We start from the raw sequence: 18,930 nt of genomic DNA, 5'->3' as shown, positions 1-18,930 counted from the left end.
GTCATAGGGTGCGCCCGAATGACGATCAAGCGATATGAATTGTGGAATTGGAGAACCCGATGACTGACGAAAACGACTGGTACGGGCCGGACGCCGCGACATTCGGGGATCGTCTGGCAGGCGCTCGTGAGGCGGCTGGGATGACCCAGTCCCAAATGGCCCGCCGGTTGGGGGTGAAAAAGGCCACGATCACCGGTTGGGAAAATGACCTGTCCGAACCCAGGGCCAACCGCCTTTCGATGATAGCCGGGATGGTCAATGTCTCGATCATGTGGCTGTTGACTGGCGAAGGCGAGGGGATGGATGCCCCCGTTGATCCCGACGAAGGCGCACCGGAACTCGCCGAGGTCGTGGCCGAGCTGCGCTCGATCCGAGGTGAGATGCGTGCCAGCGCCGAACGCGCTGCGCGGCTGGAAAAACGTGTCCGTCTAATGTTGGAGCAAGGCAAGTGACCGAAACGCGAGATGTCAGGATCAAGCGGCTAAAGATGCGCTCCATGCGGCGCGGGATCAAGGAGATGGACTTGATCCTTGCCGCCTATGCAGACCGAAATCTGGCGGACATGGATTCCTCTGGCCTTGATACATACGACGCGCTGCTGCACGAAAACGATCAGGACCTGTATCAATGGGTCACGGGGCAGGTCGCGCCGCCCCCACAATTTTCCGATCTGGTATCCGATATCGCGCAAACCTTTCAAAAATGACGGAAAAGCAGCTTAACTGATTTTTCGGTTTTTCGATTCATGCTGCGTGAAACAGCGCGATTGAATCGGAGGATCGGATGAGTATCGAAATGCAGGTCTCTGCGGCCGGGGCCAAGGGTTTCATGACCAGCTACCTTGAGGCGCTCGCCTTGGTAGAACGGCTGCACCGACTGCTTTTGGATGTCATCAAGGATGAGTTTGAACGCGTCGGTGTGCTTGAGATTAATGCGGTTCAGGCATTGTTGTTGTTCAACATCGGGGATCACGAAGTCACCGCTGGTGAGTTGAAAAGCCGTGGATATTACCAAGGCAGCAATGTCAGCTATAACCTGAAGAAACTTGTGGAAATGGGGTATATGCACCACCAAAGGTGTGAGATCGACCGCCGCTCTGTCCGGGTGCGGCTGACCCCGCAGGGGCGCGAAATCCGCGATATTGTGTCCGAACTGTTCTCGCGCCACGCGCAAGGTCTGCAATCGCGCGGCGTTCTGGAATTTCAGGGAATCGAGGATATTACCGGCTCGTTGCGTCGGGTCGAACGCTATTGGACCGACCAAATCCGCTATATCTATTGATCAGGGTAGCTTGATGCCGACGGCCTCTGACAAGGTCAGTCCTTCAAGCTCGCGGATCAGCTTTCGGGTCATGGCATCCTCGTAGTCTTCAAATCCCAAAGCGACTTCGACGAATGCGCCGGGGCCAAGAATTACCCATGCGGTGTAGTAGGCAGACAATTCACCGACTTGCACGAACCGCTTGTCGGAAGGACTCTGGTCATCGACCCCGATCACCAACCCGTTGATCGTAATCCCGGAATCGGCCAGCGCGCCCTTTACCTCGCGGGGGTGAGGGCCGAGGTTTTGCTTTCCGTCCCCGGATAGGTCCAGTGTTCGTTTCCAGCATTCGGTCTGCTCGGTCAGAAGTTCGGCACCAAACTGCATTGCCGAGCCAAGCGCCGTGCCTTGCGGCGCATTGCTGCGTTTCACGTTGTTCAAAAGGGAACCAATTCGTTGCAGATCCTGTTCGGAGCGAACCTCGGTCCACTGCAATAGGATGCGTTGGTGATGAGATTCGCTCCATTCAAATATCGCCAGGCGCACTGGCGCTGAAATTTCAGACAGGATCAGTTGTTTGACTTCGGGCCGTTGCAACGCAGCCGCCAACCCACCAAGCTGCAACCGGTACTCCCCGCTGTCCACCGACCCGGATACGTCCAGCCCCAACGCCAATGCCTGCCTGCACTCGGATGCGGCTGAATTGCCCAGCAGCATGAGAATGGCCGCCAGCAATCGTATCATTCATGGCCTCCACCTTGCAGCGCACCGATTTGCAATCCAGCCAACTCGCGCTCCAGTTTCCGGCGCATTGCACGTTCAAAGTCCTCAAAGCCTTGGGAGATTTCAAGAAACGCGCCCGGTCCGTGCAGGACGTTGTTCTCGAAAAACGGGATGAGGAACAGCTCGCCCTCGAAGTCAGCGGCATTGATGACCAGTCCGTTGACCACGATATCTGCAAACGGAAAGTGCCTGTATGCCGAGTCCGGCCCGTACCCGTCGTTGTTCGAGCCGTCGCCTGACAGGTCAATCGTTTGAAATAGACAAGCCGGAGCTTGCTGCATCAATGTCGCCCCGAACGCCAGCGCATAGCCCATTGCGGTGGCAGAGCCGCTGTCTGTTCGCACCGACCGTTGCACCGTCGTCGCGGCAGACAACAAATCGGCGCGTGTGCGGATCATTGTCCAATCAAGAATGACATGCTGCGTGCTGCGCCCGCTCCATTCATAGACGGCCAAAGCGACGGGCATCGGCGATGAGAAGAACGCCTGGGTCACCTCTGGCGCGATCAATGCTGCAGCCAAGCCTTGGCGCTGCAACGCGTCCTCGTTGGCGTCAACCGAAGTGGAAATGTCCATTGCCAACGCCAGCGCGAGGCGACAGGTCTCGGCCCGCAGGGGGCTGGCCATGATGGCCAGGCCCAGTGTTGTCAGCCAGCGGATCACCAGTGGCCAGTGCTGTCCATGCTGGCCCAAGGTTCCGCAGGTTCCAGAGCCTCGCCGTTCTGAAGCAGCTCGACCGAAATATTATCGGGTGAGCGTATGAACGCCATTCTTCCGTCGCGCGGAGGTCGGTTGATGACGACTCCGTTATCTTGCAGGTGCTGACACACCTCGTAGATATTGTCGACGCCATAGGCGAGGTGCCCGAAGTGGCGGCTGTCGCTGGGCAGTTCATCATCACCATCCCAGTTGTGCGTCAGTTCAATCGGTCGGTCCTCCTGCCCGGGAGGAGCCATGAATATCAGGGAAAAACGTCCGGCCTCGCTGTCGTAGCGCCGTGTTTCCTTCAGCCCCAGCAACTCATAGAATGCCATGGATTTTTCCAGGTCTTTAACACGCACCATGGTGTGGAGGTATGTAAGCCCCATTGCGGCTTCCTTTCTATTTCGGTGATAGTCAGCAGCTTAGCGCGCAGACCAAGAGTGTCGAGAGGTCGCACGAGCACATTTTTAAGTTTGCGGGCAAAGGCGCACATATCGCGGTTCCGGTCATCGGATTGTCGAGATATAGTTGTCTGCGACTCATTGCTGGAAAGGAAAATTCATGCCGCTGTCCACCGACCAACTGGCCGAGATCGAAGCGCAACGGGCGCAATCGCATCCAACACGCCGCGTTGTGGCAGCGGGAATGGAGGATCATCTATACACCGCGCATCAGGTGCTGGACCACGGTTTCGTGCGCGTTATCGACTATATGGGAGACGACGCGGCAATCTGTCAGGCCGCTCGTGTCTCCTATGGCAAGGGCACCAAGTCGGTTCAAAACGACGAGGGTTTGATCCGCTATCTTATGCGCCATTGGCATTCGACCCCGTTTGAGATGTGCGAGATCAAGCTGCACGTCAAATTGCCGGTATTCGTAGCGCGACAGTGGATCCGTCATCGCACGGCAAACGTGAACGAATACTCGGCGCGTTACTCGATCCTCGACCGAGAGTTCTATATCCCGGCACCGGACCACGTGGCCGCGCAATCTGAGGTGAACAACCAGGGCAGGGGTGACGCGCTTCAGGGTGAAGAGGCCGCGCGCGTGCTGGAGATTCTAAAGGCGGATAGCGCGCGCTGTTATGACAACTACGAGGCGATGATCAACCAAGACGGTCAGCAAGGGTTGGCGCGCGAGTTGGCGCGAATGAACTTGCCTGCAAATATCTACACCCAGTGGTACTGGAAGGTTGATCTTCACAACCTGTTCCACTTCCTGCGTCTGCGTGCTGATCCGCATGCGCAGTATGAAATCCGTGTTTATGCCGACACCATGTGCAAGATCGTCGCCGACTGGGTGCCATTTGCCTATCGTGCGTTTGAAGACTACCGTCTGGGTGCTGTAAACCTGTCCGCACAGATGGTTGACTGCCTGCGCAGAATGCTGTCGGGCGAGGCTGTGACGCAGGAAAGCTCAGGCATGACTGCGCGGGAATGGCGCGAGTTTGAAGGCGTCATTCGGAAAGGGTGATACCCCGTTAAGGCATATCGTTTGTCTATACATTTTGTCGTGACCCTGCTACACTTGGGTCATGACGTTTTCCAACGGCTTCCGATATGCGTGCGTTGCGTTTCTGCTGGCGACTCCGGCTCAGTCCAAATCACCAATCGCTGAGGTGATCTGTGAGCCGACGCAAAGAATGTACGACAAGTTGACTGGTCAATTCGGGGCAACGCGCGAGGCGACGGGTCTACGCGGGCCAGAGCAGTTGATGGAGGTCTGGACCAGCAATTCCGGCGATTGGACTATGGTTGTCACGTATTCAACCGGAACGTCCTGCATCGTGGCAATGGGCCAAAACTGGCACTCTCGTGCCGATGAGAAACCGGCGCGAGGGTAAGGTGACACACCTTAAGGGGCGGTCAACGGCCGGAAATTAGCCGTTGGCCTGTTTTTTAGTTCCCGCAGTAACCGGGGAAATCAAAGCGGCTTCAAATCAGCAGCCATTTGGCGGCCATCACGTCCGTCTTGCAGCTCGTACGAGATTTTCTGATTGTCAGCGAGCCCGGTCAGACCGGACCGTTCTACGGCCGAGATATGAACAAATACGTCCTTGCCACCTTCATCAGGGGCAATAAACCCGTAGCCTTTAGTGGTATTAAACCATTTCACGGTGCCAGTTGGCATTTCCCGTGTCTCCTTCTACTTACACGTTGTCCCACAAATCGGTGGGGGTAGTGATTGACGCGACCGCAACTCATCACCGTATCGCCCACACGCCACGGCCCGAATTGCGCATTTCGTCTTTTTCAACATTGCACGGTGAAGTAAAAAATCAAGAAATACCGATAGAAGCAGGCAAAAATGCTAAAAATTAGCACAATTACAGGAGTTGCCAATAAATGCGCCTATTTGGCCTAAAGACATGCGATACGTGCCGTAAGGCATTGAAATCGCTTTCTTCTGCCGATTTTGTTGACGTTCGCGCCGAGGGTGTGCCCGAGCCAGTGCTAAAAAAGGCACTGGATCAGTTCGGCGAGGCTTTGCTCAATACACGCTCTACAACCTGGCGTGGTCTGGACCAAGATCAGCGAGCGCGGCCCGTGTTAGAGCTGTTACAGGATCATCCGACCCTTATGAAACGCCCCCTGATCGAGAGTGAGGGCGCGCTATTTCTGGGCTGGACGCCGGAAACGAGGTTGGGGCTTGGCGTATCCTGAATGCGTACCTATCTGCTTTGACGCAAGAATGAGGACAAAAGATGCGTAATGCAGCGATGATTTTGGGTGTGATTGCCGGGCTGATCGGTATGATTGTCGGCTTTTTTGGCTATGGGTATGTTGAGCTGATAGACCGGTTCGGCGAAGTCGAAGGGCTGGCAGAGCAGGTAGACAACGCTCAACTTATCCAAGCCATGTCCATTATTGCGCCCCTGTTGGCAATCGCGGGCGGGGCCATGGCGCATGCGCGGGCCTTGTTCGGTGGGGTTTTGCTGCTGATTTCAGCGGCTGGGATGTACTATGCCTTCGGGTTCAATGCGTTCACCATGTTCCCGGTGGCATTTGCCGTAGTTGCGGGCCTCCTTGGGCTGGCCGCGGGTAAACCGGACGAGCCCAAGGCGCATTTCTAGATCACTTCAGGCGCAGGAGACGATCCAGCGAGATCGGCCCCGCGCCGTTGATGACGATTACCAGAAACAGAAACGTCCACATGACGCGCTGATCCAGAAGGGTAACGGCATTGTCGAACAATCCACCCAGTTTTATGCCGTGGCCGGTCACATCGACAATGGTTTGAACCCACACAAACCCGATCATGGCAAGTGCTGCGACCCGCGTCAGCAGACCTATCAGCAGCAGAACGGGCAGAACAAACTCGGCAACCGTACCAAAGAAGATCACAATGCGCTGGAAAAAGGTCATCTGGGTGACGTCATACAGCACCGCTTCGGCCGCCTTGGGGAATATCTGGCCGAAGGCTCCGGCCGATGGTGTAAAGATCGACCCGTCGATTTTCAGGGTCGCCGAATTCCAGTAGTAGACAAACAAGACAGCAACAAAAACCAACCGGGCAAGCGTCGGGGTCAGCCAGTTGGCTGAACTGTCCAGCCGTCCCAGAACGTTGTTGTGAAAAGAGATCAGGGCAGTCATTGTGCCAGCCTTTCGATAGTCACGGAAGTAACAGCGCCACCTTGCAGCAGCAGCGCCAGAGTGGTCCCGAGGTCAAACTCGGGGGTGGTTGCAGAGGTGTTTTCAAACGCCTGACCAATCGTCAAACCGGCCATCATATCTGCAATCCAATCCGCGCCGCCGACGGGTAATAAATGTGGTGCGGGATCGAATTCCGGCCGTGTGACCAAAACGTCTTCGCCAACGGCCTGAGGTTTCGGGGCGTTGTCTTGCGTGTTGAAGCGCCAGATCGAGAAAATCGGCCATTCGGATCGGATAACTTTCATCGATGGGGCAAAATCCAGTTTCGCCCGCATGACTTCTTCAGGTGAAACAGATAGCGCCTCGGCGTCGACTGCGTTACTGTCGGCCGCGTGGTAAGAGCTGCGCAGCGCCAACTCTAACCGGGCGACATCCGCAAGGTAGCCAAGATGAGACAACTGCGCCATTTCGGCTAGGAACTGAGGAAACGCCTCGCCGTAGAACATCATCACCGGTGTCGAAGGAGGGTGCTTTCGCAGGAATAGCCCCGACAAACCGTCCATGTTCTGAGGTCCCAGCAGGCTGGTGATCACCGGAAACGCCTGATGCATGGCTTCGGTCAGTGAAACGGCGACATTGTTGCGATAGACGCTGAACCGGCGACCTGCCGCGCGTGCTGCCGCGTCTGTCAGCCCGTCAGGGACCGGCGCGGACGGATCCAGAAGGGCCGCGCGAAATACTGTCTGCGAGACGCTCATGCCGGTATGCGGTCCAATGCCGCTTGTGCCCGCACTGCCTCGGCCCGGAGAACGGGCCAGTCAGGTACGTCTGTGTCCCATTCGATCAAAACGGGTTTGTGGCCGGATCGCTCTAGCACGTAGTCGAGCAATGCCCACACCGGATCGACAACTTCGCGCCCGTGGCTGTCGATCAGCAGAGGATGGCCAAAATCATCCTCGTCCTCATCATGTCCGCCAAGGTGAACCTCTCCAACTTTGTCCAGAGGGTAGGCGTCGATATAACCTTGCGGAGAAAAATCCAGATTGGTCGCTGAGACGAAAACGTTGTTTACGTCCAGCAACAGACCGCACCCTGTGCGGCGGGCAATTTCGCGCAGAAATTCAGGCTCGGACCAGGTGCTTTCCTCGAAAGCCAGATAGCTTGACGGGTTTTCCAGCAACATTTGCCGCCCGACAACATGCTGCACCTGATCGATATGTTCGCACACGCGGGTCAACGTCGCGTCGGTATACGGCAGGGGCAGAAGGTCGTTCAGAAAATGGCTGTCATGAGTAGACCACGCCAAATGCTCGGAAAAACTTGCGGGGTTGAGCCATCCGACGAGATGCTTCAACCGGGCGAGATGGTCGGGGTCCAACGCCCCTTCGCCGCCGATCGACAGGCCGACGCCATGAACTGAAATGGGGAATTTTTCTGAAAGGTGGCGAAGCTGCGCAAGGGGACGACCGCCGTCGCCCATGTAATTTTCGGCGTGAATCTCAAGCCATGCGACGGGGCTTGCGTCTTCCAGAATCTGGGAAAAATGCTGGGGCTTGTAGCCGACGCCGGGCGCGGCAGGCAGCCTCTTGGATCGGATTGCGTTGTCCAGCATGTGAATTCCCCCGGTCACGAAAAAGAGGCGGGCGTTTTGGCCCGCCCCTCGAATTCATCTTGGCTCAGGCTTATGCGGGCAGGTCACGCTCCAGCGGCTTCAGTGAACCTTTGCGATCCGAGCCGTCGGCCGCCTTGGGCAGTTCGATCTCGGTGCATTTTCCGGCGTCAACCAATGTCCAGGCGTTGCCCTGATAATCAACGGTCGAGGTCCCGGCGCATGTGGTGCCCGGACCTGCGGCGCAATCGTTCTCGCCAGCTTTGGAAATGCCATAGCACTTTTCTTTTGCCTGCGCGCTTGCTGTGGTGGCCATGCCCGATACAGCGGCTGCAACGGCGCTTGCGATTACAAGGGATTTTGCGGTTTTCGACATCTCGGTAATCCTTTTGATGACTGCGTATGTCTGCTTTTGACAATGACAAAGGTAATGGCTTGGGTGCCCTAGTTGAATTCACGAGCCCGTGTCTCACAACCCCGTCAAAGATCGTCATGCGTCCTTGCAGGTTAACATATTGTTTTTGAAATCGAAAATGTAAATTGTTTCAATCCGGCCCTGATGAGAGGGCCGGATTTCAGTCGATTTGCCGGGTTTTGTTACAGCAGATCTGGTGGTGTCGCAGCTTTGGACAGTTCATTTGTTACAGTTTCAAGTGACTGTACCTGCGTTTGTTTTTCGCCAAGACGACGGACACTGACCGTGCGCTCGTCAACTTCGCGATGACCGACGGCCAGAATGACGGGCACTTTGCCGACCGAGTGTTCGCGGACCTTGTAGTTGATCTTTTCGTTGCGAATATCGGCTTCGGCCCGAACGCCAGCCGCCTTGAGGGTTTCGACAACCTCTAGGACATACTCATCGGCTTCGGATGTAATCGACGCAACAACGACCTGACGCGGAGCCAGCCAGAACGGAAGCTTACCGGCGTGTTCTTCGATCAGGATGCCGATGAAGCGTTCAAACGAGCCAAGGCAGGCGCGGTGCAGCATGACGGGGCGGTGTTTCGCGCCATCGGCCCCGATATAGGTGGCGTCCAACCGCTCGGGCAGGACGAAGTCCACCTGGAAGGTTCCGCATTGCCAGTCGCGCCCGATTGCGTCGGTCAGCACGAATTCCAGCTTAGGCCCATAAAACGCGCCTTCGCCGGGATTCAGCTCAGGCTCGACACCTGCTGCGCGGGTCGCGGTGAGCAGGGCCTCCTCTGCCTTGTCCCACACCTCATCCGAGCCGGAACGCTGTTCGGGCCGGTCCGAGAACTTGACCTTGAAGCTTTCAAACCCGAGGTCTTTGTAGACATCCGTCAGAAACCCGATGAAACGCGCACATTCGTCACCGATCTGATCCTCGGTTGAGAAAATATGTGCGTCGTCTTGGGCAAACCCGCGCACACGCATGATTCCGTGCAGGGCACCCGACGGCTCGTAACGCGCGCACGAGCCGAACTCGGCCATACGCAGAGGCAGATCGCGATAGGACTTCAAGCCCTGCTTGAATATCTCGACGTGGCAGGGGCAGTTCATCGGTTTTAGCGCATTGACCGCCTTTTCACGGGCATGTTCCTCATCAACTTCGACGATGAACATGTTTTCCTGATACTTGTCCCAGTGACCCGAACGCTCCCACAGCTTGCGGTCAACGACCTGCGGAGTGTTGACTTCGACATACCCCCCGCGATGCTGAGCGCGGCGCATATAGTCCTGAAGCGTCGTGTAGATGGTCCAGCCGTTGGGGTGCCAGAAAATCTGCCCCGGAGCTTCTTCCTGCATGTGGAACAGGTCCATCTCGCGGCCCAGCTTGCGGTGGTCGCGCTTGGCGGCTTCTTCCAGCATGTGCAGGTGTGCTTTCAGCTTTTCCTTGCCGGTGAAGGCCACACCATAGATACGCTGAAGCATGGCGCGGTCGCTGTCGCCGCGCCAATAGGCACCGGCGATGGACATCAGTTTGAACGCGTCGCCGGGCAGTTGGCCGGTGTGCTGCAGGTGTGGACCGCGGCACAGGTCCTGCCAGTGGCCGTGCCAATACATGCGCAGCGGCTCATCCCCCGGAATGGCTTCGATCAGTTCGACCTTGTAGGGCTCATTATTGGCCTTGTAGAACTCGATCGCGCGGTCACGGTCCCAGACCTCGGTGGTGACGGGGTCGCGCTTGTTGATGATCTCTTTCATCTTTTTCTCGATGAGGCCGAGATCTTCGGGCGTGAAGGGTTCATCGCGGTCAAAGTCGTAATACCAGCCGTTGTCGATGACTGGGCCGATGGTGACCTTGGTGGCGGGCCAGATTTCCTGCACGGCGCGGGCCATGACATGGGCCAGATCGTGGCGGATCAGCTCATTGGCCTGCGCTTCATCCTTCATGGTGTGGATGGCGATTTGCGCGTCGGCTTCGATGGGCCACTGAAGGTCCCAGTGCTGGCCGTTTACCGTGGCCGAGATCGCTTTTTTCGCCAGCGAAGTTGAAATATCGGCAGCCACCTGCGCGGGTGTCACGCCGGCGTCATAGCTGCGTGCATTGCCATCGGGAAAGGTGAGAGAGACGGATTTTGAATCCAGGGCCATGGTCGGCTCTCCTCGTCGGTTTGGCGCCCACTGAACGCCCGGTTGCGGGTTATTTGCGTTCGGCTGCTTTGGCAGGTGGGGGGGATTGTGTCAAGTGCTGGAGCGAGGGGCGCTGCCCCTCGCGCTCCCCGGGATATTTTTAGCCAGATGAAGGGCGGATCGGGGAATTGCGGTTGGGGGCGGGACGTGCATGATGCAGGGAAAGCAGAGAGGGTTTTATGGCAGCGACGGATTTTCTGGACACCGCGCAGGGGCGGCGGTTGGCGTATCACAAAAGCGAGGGGTCTGGGCCGACCCTTGTATTTCTGGGCGGCCTCAAGTCGGACATGGAGGGCACCAAGGCGGTGCATCTTGAGGCCTGGGCGCAGGCGCGCGGACAGGCGTTTTTGCGGTTCGATTATTCGGGTCACGGTGAAAGCGACGGCGCTTTTGAAGATGGGTGCATTGGTGATTGGCATGAGGATACGGTGGCCGCGGTTTCCGAGTTAACTGAGGGGCCGTTGATTGTCGTGGGGTCTTCGATGGGCGGGTGGCAGGCCCTGTTGCTGGCCAAGGCGATGCCGGAGCGGATTGCGGGGATGGTCACAATCGCGGCGGCGCCGGACTTCACCGAAGACGGATATTGGGCCTCGTTCACGGACGCTCAGAAGAAGGCACTGGAGGAAGTCGGGCATGTAGAACTGCCGTCGGATTACATGGAGCCCTACATCGTTACAAAACGGATGATCGAAGATGGCCGTACCCGGCTTGTCCTGCGTTACCCGTTGGAGCTGCCGTTTCCGGTGCGCTTTTTACAGGGCACCGAGGACACCGCTGTTTCGACAGCTACTGCGGTCAGGCTGCTTGAACATGCGTCCGGACCCGACATGAGTCTGTTGCTTGTCAAAGACGCCGATCATCGGTTCTCGGACGGTCCTTGCCTTGGTTTGATCGAGCAAGCCGTTCTAGATGTTATGAACGTGTCATAATGCGACTGATTGGTCGCCTGTGTCTGGCTCTTGTCGCGGTTGGGGCGCTGATTTACTGGTTCGGTCCGCGCGAAGACGTGGACCTTCACCCTCGGTTCGAGCCCCGAAAGTTCGGGGAGGGTGTGCAGGTCTATTTTGAAAGCGTCGAGTCAGCCTTTGACGATATCGTCCCCGGCGTCGAGAAGCGTGTGATCTGGCAGGACGGCTTCAAGGAACGTAGGACACCGGTTTCCATCCTCTATCTTCACGGGTTTTCTGCGACGTCCGAGGAAATTCGCCCGGTCCCGGATAGCATTGCGGACGCGCTGGGGGCCAATCTGGTCTATACACGCCTGCAAGGGCACGGGCGCCGCGGCGAGGCCATGGCCGAAGGAACAGCTTCGGGGTGGATGCAGGACGTGGCCGAGGGGCTGGCTGCGGCGCGTGCGGTTGGTGATCAGGTTATCGTGATTTCAACGTCGACTGGCGGGACGCTGGCGGCTGCGGCTGCGATGGACGATGACCTGAGCCGGGATCTGGCGGGCATCGTCTTTATCTCACCCAATTTCGGTGTGAACACGCCCGGTGCCTGGATACCCGGGTTACCTTGGGCGCGGGACTGGCTGCCCGTTCTGATGGGAGAGAACCGCGACGTTTCTGGGCCGGACCCGGAGAAGAACAGGTATTGGTCGGCGATATACCCTTGGGAAGCGGTCGTGCCGATGACAGTATTGGTGGACGTGGTGTTTGCGCTTGATTTTTCTGATGCGAAGGTGCCAGCGCTGTTCTGGTTTTCAGACGACGATCAGGTGGTTCGGCCGGACCGGACCCACGAGGTTGCCGAGGCCTGGGGCGCGCCAGCCGTTGTAGAGCTGGTGACCATGGGGCCAGACGACGACCCTTCTTCGCATGTTGTGGCGGGTCGTTTGATGTCGCCGGGGCAAACCGAAGCGACCGTTGAGGGCATTTTGGCTTGGCTTGAAACTTTGGGGATCAAGTAGCGCAAGGATAGGGATATGCGTAGACCGGGAAGCATGTGGAGCCTTGAAACGCTTGGCCGAGTGCGCCTGTCCCGGCATTTTTTCATGCGTGATTTTCTGTATTCGGAAATCGGGAATTTTCACGAAAAACAGAACATTCCCGACAATCCCGATTTGGCAATCCAAACCGGGCGCGCGCTGTGCGAGACCCTTCTGGACCCGCTGGAAGAAACCTTTGGTCGGATCGGGGTTCGGTCCGGGTACCGCTCACCTTCGTTGAATCGGTTTGGAAATGAAAACCGTCTGAATTGCGCCCGCAACGACAATCCTCTTGAGTGCCATATCTGGGACCGCGCGGAGGGGGATGACCGGATCGCCGGCGCTTCGATCGTGATTCCATGGTTTGCGGACCGTTATCAAGACGGGCGCGACTGGCGCGATCTGGCGTGGTGGATGCACGATCATCTGGACTATTCCGAGATTTGGTTTTTTCCCAAGCTCTGCGCCTTCAACCTGGTCTGGAGACCGATCCCCCATCGCCGTATCGACAGCTATATTTCCCCACGTGGTTGTTTAGTGCGCGCCGGGGCCGAGCCTGCCGAATGCCTTGAGGCTCGAAAGGCGCGGTACGCGGATTTTCCGCGCTTCAGGGGCTTGAACTACCCCTGAACTTTTTCTTGCCGGCATCAGAAAAACCGCTCATCCTGCGGGGAAGAAACGCCGAGGTGGACGAACTCAAGGAGGCCCAGCGTGGTCGAACCGTTGGTATTGTTACCCGGGTTTATGTGCGATGCACGGTTGTTCGGGGCGCAAATATTGTATTTGTCGAACCGCCGCGCAGTGACAGTCGCCCCGGTATCAGCGGGTGACCGTATAGAAGAAATCGCTTCGGGTTTGCTGGATCAGTTGCCGCATCGGTTTGCACTGGGCGGGCTTAGCATGGGAGGCGTGGTCGCGCTTGAGATCATTCGTCGTGCGCCGCAGCGTGTATCGCGTCTGTGCCTGATGTCGACAGATGCCCAGGCTGACACCCCTCAGATTGCCGCGGACCGAGAGGAGCTGATCGTTGGTGCGAAATCGGGCCGCCTTGAGGATGTGATGAGCAAGCTAATCGGTTCAGAAACACTGGCCCCTGGACCGGGGCGCGTTCCTGTTCTGAATGAAGTCTTGGCTATGGCAATGGACTTGGGGCCGGATTTATTTGAACGCCAGATGCGGGTTTTGCAGCGTCGCCCGGATCAGCAAGGAGCTTTGAGGCACATAGCAGTGCCAACTTTGGTCTTGTGCGGGGCGCATGATCAGCTAACGCCTGTGCGAAAACATACCTTCATGGCTGAAATGATCCCCAACGCCGAGCTTAAAGTCATCGACGAAGCTGGCCACCTGCCGACACTAGAAGCACCTGCGGCTGTGAACGAAGCGCTCGAATCCTGGCTGAATATTCCGGCTCGGTTGCCTTATCTATAAAGTGCGGCTCGTTCCGTTTTGGTGAGAACCACTGGCGTTGATACGGGTGCGCCACTTTCGGGGTCGAAGAACGGAGTGTTCCTCCAGCTCCCTGTCAGGCGTGACTTAGAAACCTGAAAAATCAAGCTGATGGCAGCAGGCCAGACCTTTTCGTGCGTTTGCTTGCCGCCCGGCCGAGGGACAAACCCTCGGATTGTGATAGGTGCCAGCCCGCGTGTGTCGGCGATCCGATCAACGAAGAACGCCGCGAAAGGGAGCTTTGGTTTGGGCGATATTGTTGCCAGAGGCGCATTGCAACATTTCGCGTAGCAGCGCAGCATACCCTTCGGGCTTAACTGCATGAGCGCCAGATGCTCGGCCCCTTTGTCGATCCTGATATCATCGGGCGGCATGAGCAGCACTTCGATGGGGCCGGGGGCAGGATCGGGTTGACCGAAATACAAGTGTGCGGCTCGGCAATCACGGCAGAAACAGACCGCGTGAGTCGCTGATTTGGCACCGGCCGCTGTGATCCGGCCTTGGATCGCTCCGCAACTGCAGAAGAAGGCAAATTCCTTCGCCTTAGCCCCGTTCATTGCATCAGGCGACCTTGTTTTTGTTGGCGGCGCGCCGACGTGGTTTGCGTGTATTCGCGTTCATGAAATCGATAACCAGCGGACGAATATTGTCGCGCCAGCTACGACCCGCGAAGATGCCGTAATGCCCGGCTCCGGGTTCGACGTGGCTGGCCTTTTTGGACTCCGGCAGGCCGGTGCACAAGTTCAGCGCCGCAATGCACTGACCCGGGGCCGAGATGTCGTCATTGGCGCCTTCAACTGTCTTTACCGCGACATCGGTGATCTTGCCGATATCCACTTTGTGGCCCGCGACAATGAACTCATTGCGCGCGATTTCTCGGTTCTTGAAGATACGCTCGACCGTCGATAGGTAAAACTCGGCGGTCATGTCCATAACGGCCAGATATTCATCATAGAACCGGTTATGCGCGTCGTGATCCGATGCTTCGCCCCGCATAACACGTTGAATTTGGTCGGAGAAAGCCTTGGAGTGGCGATCTGCGTTCATTGACATGAAGGACGCCAGTTGTAGCAGGCCCGGATACACCATGCGGCCCACGCCCTTGTACTTGAAACCGACGCGCTGGATCATGGTTTCTTCCAACTGGCCCATCGTGACGCGGCGGCCAAAATCGGTCACGTCGGTCGGGGTCGCGTCCGGGTCCACGGGGCCGCCGATCAGCGTCAGCGTGCTGGGTTGTGCCTTGGGCTCAATTTCAGCCAGGTAAGCGGTGGCTGCCAAAGTTAGAGGCGCAGGTTGGCAAACTGCAACAACATGTGTGTCCGGACCCAATTCTTTCATGAAATCGACAAGATAGAGAGTATAGTCTTCTACATCGAACTTGCCTTCGGACACGGGAATATCACGCGCATTATGCCAGTCGGTAACGTACACCTCGCAGTTGACCAGCAGACTTTTGACTGTGGACCGCAACAAGGTCGCGTAGTGTCCCGACATCGGGGCGACCAGCAGCACTTTGCGCGGTTGTTCTTCGCGCCCGTTCACGCGCACATGGATCAGGTCGCCGAAAGGCCGCTCCATCACCGGGACGATATCGACAATGTGGTCTTTGCCATCTTCGCAGGTATAGGTGCGGATGCCCCAGTCGGGTTTGGCGATCATGCGCTGAAAGGTGCGCTCGGTCACTTCGCCCCAGGCTGCCATCATGCTGAACGCAGGGTTGGGAACCATCGAAAACAACGGGTAGGACGCCATCGCACTGGCCGTCGCGCCCATCCACTGGTTGGTGTTGCGCATGGTTTCCATCAAGTCGTAGGTCAGCATGTAGCGCATAAAATGGGCCTCCTGAGTGTCAGCCGAAAGTTCGGACCATTCGTCGCTTTGCCCCAACGCATTTGCGACGTTATTCTGCATAGCAGCGAGGTTAGGGGGGAATTGTTAAAATGACAACAAGTGAAGACCAGACACGAGAGCTGACCGAAGAACACCTTGAACGACTTAAAGAAAATATGAATAAAGTCGAAGCGCTCTCAAAGCGGCTGGTCGAAGTTATGGCCGGAAAAAAGGCGCACAACCCCGCGCTGGACGGCCCGAATCAAGATCTTTTTGCAAAGGCAGCAACGGCGTATCTGACCGAAGCGTGGCAGAATCCCGCCAAGCTGCTTGAGCACCAGATCGAATACTGGGGCAAATCCGTTATGAACTTTGCCGAGGCGCAGCAAGCGCTTACCAAGGGCGAGGTCGAAGATGACGAAACCCGCCCAAGAGACAAGCGTTTTTCCAACCCCATGTGGGAAAGCAACCCCTATTTCCGCTTTATCCGTCAACAGTACCAAACAAACGCGGACGCCATCGCGCAGGCTGTCGCTTCGGTTGAGGACTTGGACGGCACGGACAAGCGCCGCCTGCGGTTCTTCTCGCAACAGATCGTGGACATGATGTCTCCGACAAATTTCCTCGCGACCAACCCCGATGCGCTGGAAAAAGCTGTTGAGACGGAAGGGCAGTCGCTGATCCAGGGGCTAGAGAACCTGGTGGCGGATCTCGAAGCCAATGACGGCGAGATGGTTGTAAAGCTGGCTGATGAAACCGCCTTTGAAGTCGGCGGCAATATTGCCACGACGCCGGGTGAGGTCGTGTATCGAAACCGGTTAATGGAGTTGATTCAGTACAAGCCGGCGACCGAGACAGTTCACGAAACGCCGATTATCCTGTTCCCGCCTTGGATCAACAAGTTCTATATCCTCGATCTCAAGGCCCAGAACAGCCTGATCAAATGGGTGACTGAACAGGGCTACACCTTGTTTGTTGTCAGTTGGGTGAATGCGGATGCATCGCACGCGGACATTGGCATGGCCGACTACGTCGAAGAAGGTTTCCTGACGGCGATCGAGCAGGTCAAGTCGATCTGCAAGGTCAAACAGGTCAATGCGGTCGGGTATTGCATCGCCGGCACCACGCTCAGCCTGACACTGTCGCTGCTGAAACAGCGCGGGGACAAGTCGGTCAAGTCTGCAACGCTTTTCACTGCTCTGACCGATTTTGGCGATCAAGGAGAATTCACACCGTTCCTTCAGAACGATTTTGTAGACGGGATCGAGGAGCAGGTTGCAAAGGACGGCGTGCTCAAGGCTTGGGTGATCGGACGGACGATGTCGTTCCTAAGGTCGAATGACCTGATCTATGGGCCTGCGATCCGTAGTTACATGATGGGCGAGACACCGCCCGCCTTTGATTTGCTGTTCTGGAACGGGGATGGCGCAAATCTGCCCGGTCGCATGGCGGTCGAATACCTTCGGGGTTTGTGCCAAAGCAATGATTTCGTCAACCAAGGCTTCGAGCTGCTGGGACACACTCTACATGTGCGCGACGTTGATGTCCCCGTGATGGCCATCACATGCGAGACCGACCACATCGCCGCCTGGAAAGACTGCTATCGCGGAGTGCAGCAGATGGGGTCTCGGTCCAAGACATTTGTGGTCTCGGAATCCGGTCATATCGCTGGGATCGTGAACCCGCCCAGCAAAAAGAAATATGGTCACTACACGAACCCGGATATGAAAGCAGACGCTGAAACTTGGTTGAAAGAGGCCGACTATCACCAAGGATCCTGGTGGCCCCTGTGGGAGGCCTGGCTGAAAAAACGCTCTGGCAAACAAGTACCAGCCCGAGAGCCCGGCGATTCGGAACATCCACCTCTGGCGCCTGCGCCTGGTACGTATGTGTTGGTCAAGTCAACGAATTGATTTTCCGTGACTTCTTGAGATTTTCTGCACTGCAGCAAGAAAAAACTTGCAATGCTGCGGTGCAGCAACCATATTGTCCTCAAGCTGATGAAAGCCGGGGTGGGCCCGGTTCGGCAAAAGGATTAGGAAAATGGCAAAGACTCAAGACTTTACCGCGACCCTGAAAGACATGATGGGCGCGTTCCCTGTTGACACCACCGCTCTGGAAGGTGCCTTCAAGTCGACCGCAAGCCTGAACGAAAAGCTGTCGGGTGTTGCACTGGAAGCCGCTGAAAAGTCGGCCGAGATCTCGAACAAATGGACCAAAGACACTCTGGCCAAACTGACCGAGATGTCGAAAGCAAAAGCAGAACCTGCTGACTACGCCAAAGCTGCGACCGATTTCGCAAGCGCGTCGGCTGAAGTTGCTGCTGAAAATCTGGCGGCCTTCGCTGAAATCGCGAAGAAAGTTCAGACCGAAACCGTCGAGCTGCTGATGGCTGCTGGCAAAGAAGCTGCAGAAGACGCGACTGCTGCTGTCAAAAAAGCCACCAACGACGTGACAGCTGCTGCCAAGAAAGCAACTGCTGCGAAGTAAAGAGAATGCCGCGAGGCGCACCCATTCCTCCCAACCGGTGCAATCGCGCAGGGCAGGTCGAAAGACCTGCCCTTTCTTTTTGTGCTGCAGTCGCATAACCTCTGCTGCAACGCATCATCCTTGGGGAGGGAAAACGGTGGCAGACCAAGAAAAACCGTTGCTGATCAAACGTTATGCCAGTCGTCGGCTGTATAACACCGAGACCAGCGATTACGTCACGCTCGAGGATATCGCAGCGTTTATTCGTGATGGCCGCGAAGTTCAGATCATCGACCTGAAAACCGGGGACGATCTGACTCGGCAGTACCTGCTTCAAATCATTGCCGAACATGAAAGCCGGGGCGAGAATGTGCTGCCGGTGAATGTGCTAAATGATCTTGTGCGCAGCTACATGCTGCCGGGCGGTGGGATGATGCCTCAGTTTCTGCAAAGCTCGTTCGAGATGCTGCGCGAAAGCCAGTCAAAAATGATGGAGAACATGAGCGCCATGAACCCGATGTCTCAGATGCCGGGGTTCGAGGCGATGCAGGCGCAGCAACAGGCGTTTCTCAAGGCGATGACTGGTGGCTTGTCCGGCGGTTGGTCTGGCCCGGACAAAGAGGGTGAGGGTAAGGCAGAGCCGAAAGAGGATCTGGACGACATCAAAAAGCAGCTTGCCGAATTGCAGCAGAAACTGTCCAAGCTGAACTGATC

25 protein-coding genes are annotated in these 18,930 nt (G+C 56.9%); 14 read left to right on the top strand and 11 right to left on the bottom strand.

Annotated features, from left to right (window positions below):
* Nucleotides 1–59 precede the first annotated feature (59 nt).
* The 3 genes from ACR0LH_RS03250 (at nt 60) to ACR0LH_RS03240 (ending at nt 1,281) form a co-directional block, all read left to right on the top strand.
* Nucleotides 60–452, top strand: a complete 393-nt coding sequence (locus ACR0LH_RS03250; protein ID WP_170415450.1) for a helix-turn-helix domain-containing protein — start codon at nt 60–62, stop codon at nt 450–452.
* Nucleotides 449–706: a succinate dehydrogenase assembly factor 2 gene (locus tag ACR0LH_RS03245; protein WP_170480916.1), complete on the top strand. Its 258-nt coding sequence runs from the start codon at nt 449–451 to the stop codon at nt 704–706. Before ACR0LH_RS03250 ends, ACR0LH_RS03245 begins: the two co-directional genes overlap by 4 nt.
* A gap of 77 nt (nt 707–783) precedes the next feature.
* Complete coding sequence (locus ACR0LH_RS03240; protein ID WP_170382490.1) at nt 784–1,281, top strand: winged helix DNA-binding protein; 498 nt, start codon at nt 784–786, stop codon at nt 1,279–1,281.
* Here ACR0LH_RS03240 and ACR0LH_RS03235 read toward each other — a convergent pair whose 3' ends face one another.
* From ACR0LH_RS03235 to ACR0LH_RS03225, 3 genes are read right to left on the bottom strand one after another with little or no spacing between them, the layout of a single operon-like run.
* Nucleotides 1,282–2,004: a DUF1194 domain-containing protein gene (locus tag ACR0LH_RS03235; protein WP_480719668.1), complete on the bottom strand. Its 723-nt coding sequence runs from the start codon at nt 2,002–2,004 to the stop codon at nt 1,282–1,284.
* Complete coding sequence (locus ACR0LH_RS03230) at nt 2,001–2,705, bottom strand: DUF1194 domain-containing protein (RefSeq protein ID WP_480719667.1); 705 nt, start codon at nt 2,703–2,705, stop codon at nt 2,001–2,003. Before ACR0LH_RS03230 ends, ACR0LH_RS03235 begins: the two co-directional genes overlap by 4 nt.
* The gene (locus ACR0LH_RS03225; protein ID WP_170382494.1) at nt 2,702–3,130 is read right to left on the bottom strand and encodes a VOC family protein; all 429 of its coding nucleotides are present in this window, start codon (nt 3,128–3,130) and stop codon (nt 2,702–2,704) included. Before ACR0LH_RS03225 ends, ACR0LH_RS03230 begins: the two co-directional genes overlap by 4 nt.
* A 175-nt stretch (nt 3,131–3,305) precedes the next feature.
* Between ACR0LH_RS03225 and thyX the strand changes: the two genes are divergently transcribed.
* A complete protein-coding gene (gene thyX, locus ACR0LH_RS03220) occupies nt 3,306–4,217 on the top strand; it encodes an FAD-dependent thymidylate synthase (protein WP_480719666.1) in 912 nt (303 codons plus the stop codon).
* Nucleotides 4,218–4,278: 61 nt separating this feature from the next.
* Entirely contained in the window at nt 4,279–4,587 is a 309-nt protein-coding gene (locus ACR0LH_RS03215; protein ID WP_170480922.1) for a hypothetical protein, read from the top strand.
* Nucleotides 4,588–4,667: 80 nt separating this feature from the next.
* Here ACR0LH_RS03215 and ACR0LH_RS03210 read toward each other — a convergent pair whose 3' ends face one another.
* On the bottom strand, nt 4,668–4,874 hold the full coding sequence (locus ACR0LH_RS03210) for a cold-shock protein (protein ID WP_170382500.1): 207 nt from the start codon (nt 4,872–4,874) through the stop codon (nt 4,668–4,670).
* 215 nt (nt 4,875–5,089) lie between these two features.
* Between ACR0LH_RS03210 and ACR0LH_RS03205 the strand changes: the two genes are divergently transcribed.
* Entirely contained in the window at nt 5,090–5,407 is a 318-nt protein-coding gene (locus ACR0LH_RS03205; RefSeq protein ID WP_480719665.1) for an ArsC/Spx/MgsR family protein, read from the top strand.
* 41 nt (nt 5,408–5,448) lie between these two features.
* Nucleotides 5,449–5,817 carry a hypothetical protein gene (locus ACR0LH_RS03200; protein ID WP_480719664.1) on the top strand — a complete coding sequence of 123 codons (369 nt, stop codon included), beginning with the start codon at nt 5,449–5,451 and terminating at the stop codon, nt 5,815–5,817.
* 1 nt (nt 5,818) lies between these two features.
* Here the strand turns inward: ACR0LH_RS03200 and ACR0LH_RS03195 are convergent, their stop codons facing one another.
* The 5 genes from ACR0LH_RS03195 to thrS form a co-directional block, all read right to left on the bottom strand.
* Entirely contained in the window at nt 5,819–6,337 is a 519-nt protein-coding gene (locus tag ACR0LH_RS03195) for a hypothetical protein (protein ID WP_480719663.1), read from the bottom strand.
* Nucleotides 6,334–7,095, bottom strand: coding sequence for an HvfC/BufC family peptide modification chaperone (locus tag ACR0LH_RS03190; protein ID WP_480719662.1), 762 nt, complete (start codon nt 7,093–7,095; stop codon nt 6,334–6,336). Before ACR0LH_RS03190 ends, ACR0LH_RS03195 begins: the two co-directional genes overlap by 4 nt.
* Nucleotides 7,092–7,949 (bottom strand): MNIO family bufferin maturase, encoded by an 858-nt coding sequence (gene bufB, locus ACR0LH_RS03185; RefSeq protein ID WP_480719661.1) that lies wholly within the window; start codon nt 7,947–7,949, stop codon nt 7,092–7,094. Before bufB ends, ACR0LH_RS03190 begins: the two co-directional genes overlap by 4 nt.
* A 70-nt stretch (nt 7,950–8,019) precedes the next feature.
* Nucleotides 8,020–8,322 carry a BufA1 family periplasmic bufferin-type metallophore gene (locus tag ACR0LH_RS03180; RefSeq protein ID WP_480719660.1) on the bottom strand — a complete coding sequence of 101 codons (303 nt, stop codon included), beginning with the start codon at nt 8,320–8,322 and terminating at the stop codon, nt 8,020–8,022.
* Nucleotides 8,323–8,543: 221 nt separating this feature from the next.
* A complete protein-coding gene (thrS, locus tag ACR0LH_RS03175) occupies nt 8,544–10,502 on the bottom strand; it encodes a threonine--tRNA ligase (RefSeq protein ID WP_480719659.1) in 1,959 nt (652 codons plus the stop codon).
* A gap of 218 nt (nt 10,503–10,720) precedes the next feature.
* Between thrS and ACR0LH_RS03170 the strand changes: the two genes are divergently transcribed.
* The 4 genes from ACR0LH_RS03170 (at nt 10,721) to ACR0LH_RS03155 (ending at nt 13,896) form a co-directional block, all read left to right on the top strand.
* Nucleotides 10,721–11,470: an alpha/beta fold hydrolase gene (locus tag ACR0LH_RS03170; RefSeq protein WP_480719658.1), complete on the top strand. Its 750-nt coding sequence runs from the start codon at nt 10,721–10,723 to the stop codon at nt 11,468–11,470.
* Nucleotides 11,470–12,450, top strand: coding sequence for an alpha/beta hydrolase (locus ACR0LH_RS03165; RefSeq protein WP_480719657.1), 981 nt, complete (start codon nt 11,470–11,472; stop codon nt 12,448–12,450). The genes ACR0LH_RS03170 and ACR0LH_RS03165 overlap by 1 nt, the downstream gene beginning before the upstream one ends.
* 33 nt (nt 12,451–12,483) lie before the next feature.
* Nucleotides 12,484–13,098, top strand: a complete 615-nt coding sequence (locus ACR0LH_RS03160; RefSeq protein ID WP_480719910.1) for a hypothetical protein — start codon at nt 12,484–12,486, stop codon at nt 13,096–13,098.
* 81 nt (nt 13,099–13,179) lie between these two features.
* Entirely contained in the window at nt 13,180–13,896 is a 717-nt protein-coding gene (locus ACR0LH_RS03155; RefSeq protein ID WP_170698063.1) for an alpha/beta fold hydrolase, read from the top strand.
* Here the strand turns inward: ACR0LH_RS03155 and ACR0LH_RS03150 are convergent.
* Both ACR0LH_RS03150 and phaZ read right to left on the bottom strand, forming a co-directional pair.
* Nucleotides 13,887–14,471, bottom strand: coding sequence for a DUF6151 family protein (locus tag ACR0LH_RS03150; RefSeq protein ID WP_170480983.1), 585 nt, complete (start codon nt 14,469–14,471; stop codon nt 13,887–13,889). The two genes, ACR0LH_RS03155 and ACR0LH_RS03150, sit on opposite strands and share 10 nt — an antisense overlap.
* Nucleotides 14,472–14,475: 4 nt before the next feature.
* Nucleotides 14,476–15,747 (bottom strand): polyhydroxyalkanoate depolymerase, encoded by a 1,272-nt coding sequence (gene phaZ / locus ACR0LH_RS03145; protein ID WP_170552235.1) that lies wholly within the window; start codon nt 15,745–15,747, stop codon nt 14,476–14,478.
* Between the two features lie 110 nt (nt 15,748–15,857).
* On the opposite strand from phaZ, the gene ACR0LH_RS03140 reads away from it, so the two are divergent.
* The 3 genes from ACR0LH_RS03140 (at nt 15,858) to phaR (ending at nt 18,928) form a co-directional block, all read left to right on the top strand.
* Nucleotides 15,858–17,660, top strand: a complete 1,803-nt coding sequence (locus ACR0LH_RS03140) for a PHA/PHB synthase family protein (protein ID WP_480719656.1) — start codon at nt 15,858–15,860, stop codon at nt 17,658–17,660.
* Between the two features lie 130 nt (nt 17,661–17,790).
* Nucleotides 17,791–18,237, top strand: coding sequence for a phasin family protein (locus tag ACR0LH_RS03135; protein ID WP_170382547.1), 447 nt, complete (start codon nt 17,791–17,793; stop codon nt 18,235–18,237).
* A gap of 136 nt (nt 18,238–18,373) precedes the next feature.
* Complete coding sequence (gene phaR, locus ACR0LH_RS03130) at nt 18,374–18,928, top strand: polyhydroxyalkanoate synthesis repressor PhaR (RefSeq protein ID WP_170382549.1); 555 nt, start codon at nt 18,374–18,376, stop codon at nt 18,926–18,928.
* The last annotated feature ends 2 nt before the right edge of the window (nt 18,929–18,930 follow it).

The sequence above is a fragment of the Ruegeria sp. CL6 genome (genome assembly GCF_056536465.1).
This window is presented reverse-complemented; position numbering and strand designations above follow the sequence as displayed.

Coding starts and splice junctions, on each gene's coding strand:
- ACR0LH_RS03250 (WP_170415450.1), top strand. CDS start 60: ATGACTGACGAAAACGACTGGTACGGGCCGGACGCCGCGACATTCGGG.
- ACR0LH_RS03240 (WP_170382490.1), top strand. CDS start 784: ATGAGTATCGAAATGCAGGTCTCTGCGGCCGGGGCCAAGGGTTTCATG.
- ACR0LH_RS03235 (WP_480719668.1), bottom strand. CDS start 2,004: ATGATACGATTGCTGGCGGCCATTCTCATGCTGCTGGGCAATTCAGCC.
- ACR0LH_RS03225 (WP_170382494.1), bottom strand. CDS start 3,130: ATGGGGCTTACATACCTCCACACCATGGTGCGTGTTAAAGACCTGGAA.
- thyX (WP_480719666.1), top strand. CDS start 3,306: ATGCCGCTGTCCACCGACCAACTGGCCGAGATCGAAGCGCAACGGGCG.
- ACR0LH_RS03215 (WP_170480922.1), top strand. CDS start 4,279: ATGACGTTTTCCAACGGCTTCCGATATGCGTGCGTTGCGTTTCTGCTG.
- ACR0LH_RS03210 (WP_170382500.1), bottom strand. CDS start 4,874: ATGCCAACTGGCACCGTGAAATGGTTTAATACCACTAAAGGCTACGGG.
- ACR0LH_RS03205 (WP_480719665.1), top strand. CDS start 5,090: ATGCGCCTATTTGGCCTAAAGACATGCGATACGTGCCGTAAGGCATTG.
- ACR0LH_RS03200 (WP_480719664.1), top strand. CDS start 5,449: ATGCGTAATGCAGCGATGATTTTGGGTGTGATTGCCGGGCTGATCGGT.
- ACR0LH_RS03195 (WP_480719663.1), bottom strand. CDS start 6,337: ATGACTGCCCTGATCTCTTTTCACAACAACGTTCTGGGACGGCTGGAC.
- ACR0LH_RS03190 (WP_480719662.1), bottom strand. CDS start 7,095: ATGAGCGTCTCGCAGACAGTATTTCGCGCGGCCCTTCTGGATCCGTCC.
- bufB (WP_480719661.1), bottom strand. CDS start 7,949: ATGCTGGACAACGCAATCCGATCCAAGAGGCTGCCTGCCGCGCCCGGC.
- ACR0LH_RS03180 (WP_480719660.1), bottom strand. CDS start 8,322: ATGTCGAAAACCGCAAAATCCCTTGTAATCGCAAGCGCCGTTGCAGCC.
- thrS (WP_480719659.1), bottom strand. CDS start 10,502: ATGGCCCTGGATTCAAAATCCGTCTCTCTCACCTTTCCCGATGGCAAT.
- ACR0LH_RS03170 (WP_480719658.1), top strand. CDS start 10,721: ATGGCAGCGACGGATTTTCTGGACACCGCGCAGGGGCGGCGGTTGGCG.
- ACR0LH_RS03165 (WP_480719657.1), top strand. CDS start 11,470: ATGCGACTGATTGGTCGCCTGTGTCTGGCTCTTGTCGCGGTTGGGGCG.
- ACR0LH_RS03160 (WP_480719910.1), top strand. CDS start 12,484: ATGTGGAGCCTTGAAACGCTTGGCCGAGTGCGCCTGTCCCGGCATTTT.
- ACR0LH_RS03150 (WP_170480983.1), bottom strand. CDS start 14,471: ATGAACGGGGCTAAGGCGAAGGAATTTGCCTTCTTCTGCAGTTGCGGA.
- phaZ (WP_170552235.1), bottom strand. CDS start 15,747: ATGCGCTACATGCTGACCTACGACTTGATGGAAACCATGCGCAACACC.
- ACR0LH_RS03140 (WP_480719656.1), top strand. CDS start 15,858: ATGACAACAAGTGAAGACCAGACACGAGAGCTGACCGAAGAACACCTT.
- ACR0LH_RS03135 (WP_170382547.1), top strand. CDS start 17,791: ATGGCAAAGACTCAAGACTTTACCGCGACCCTGAAAGACATGATGGGC.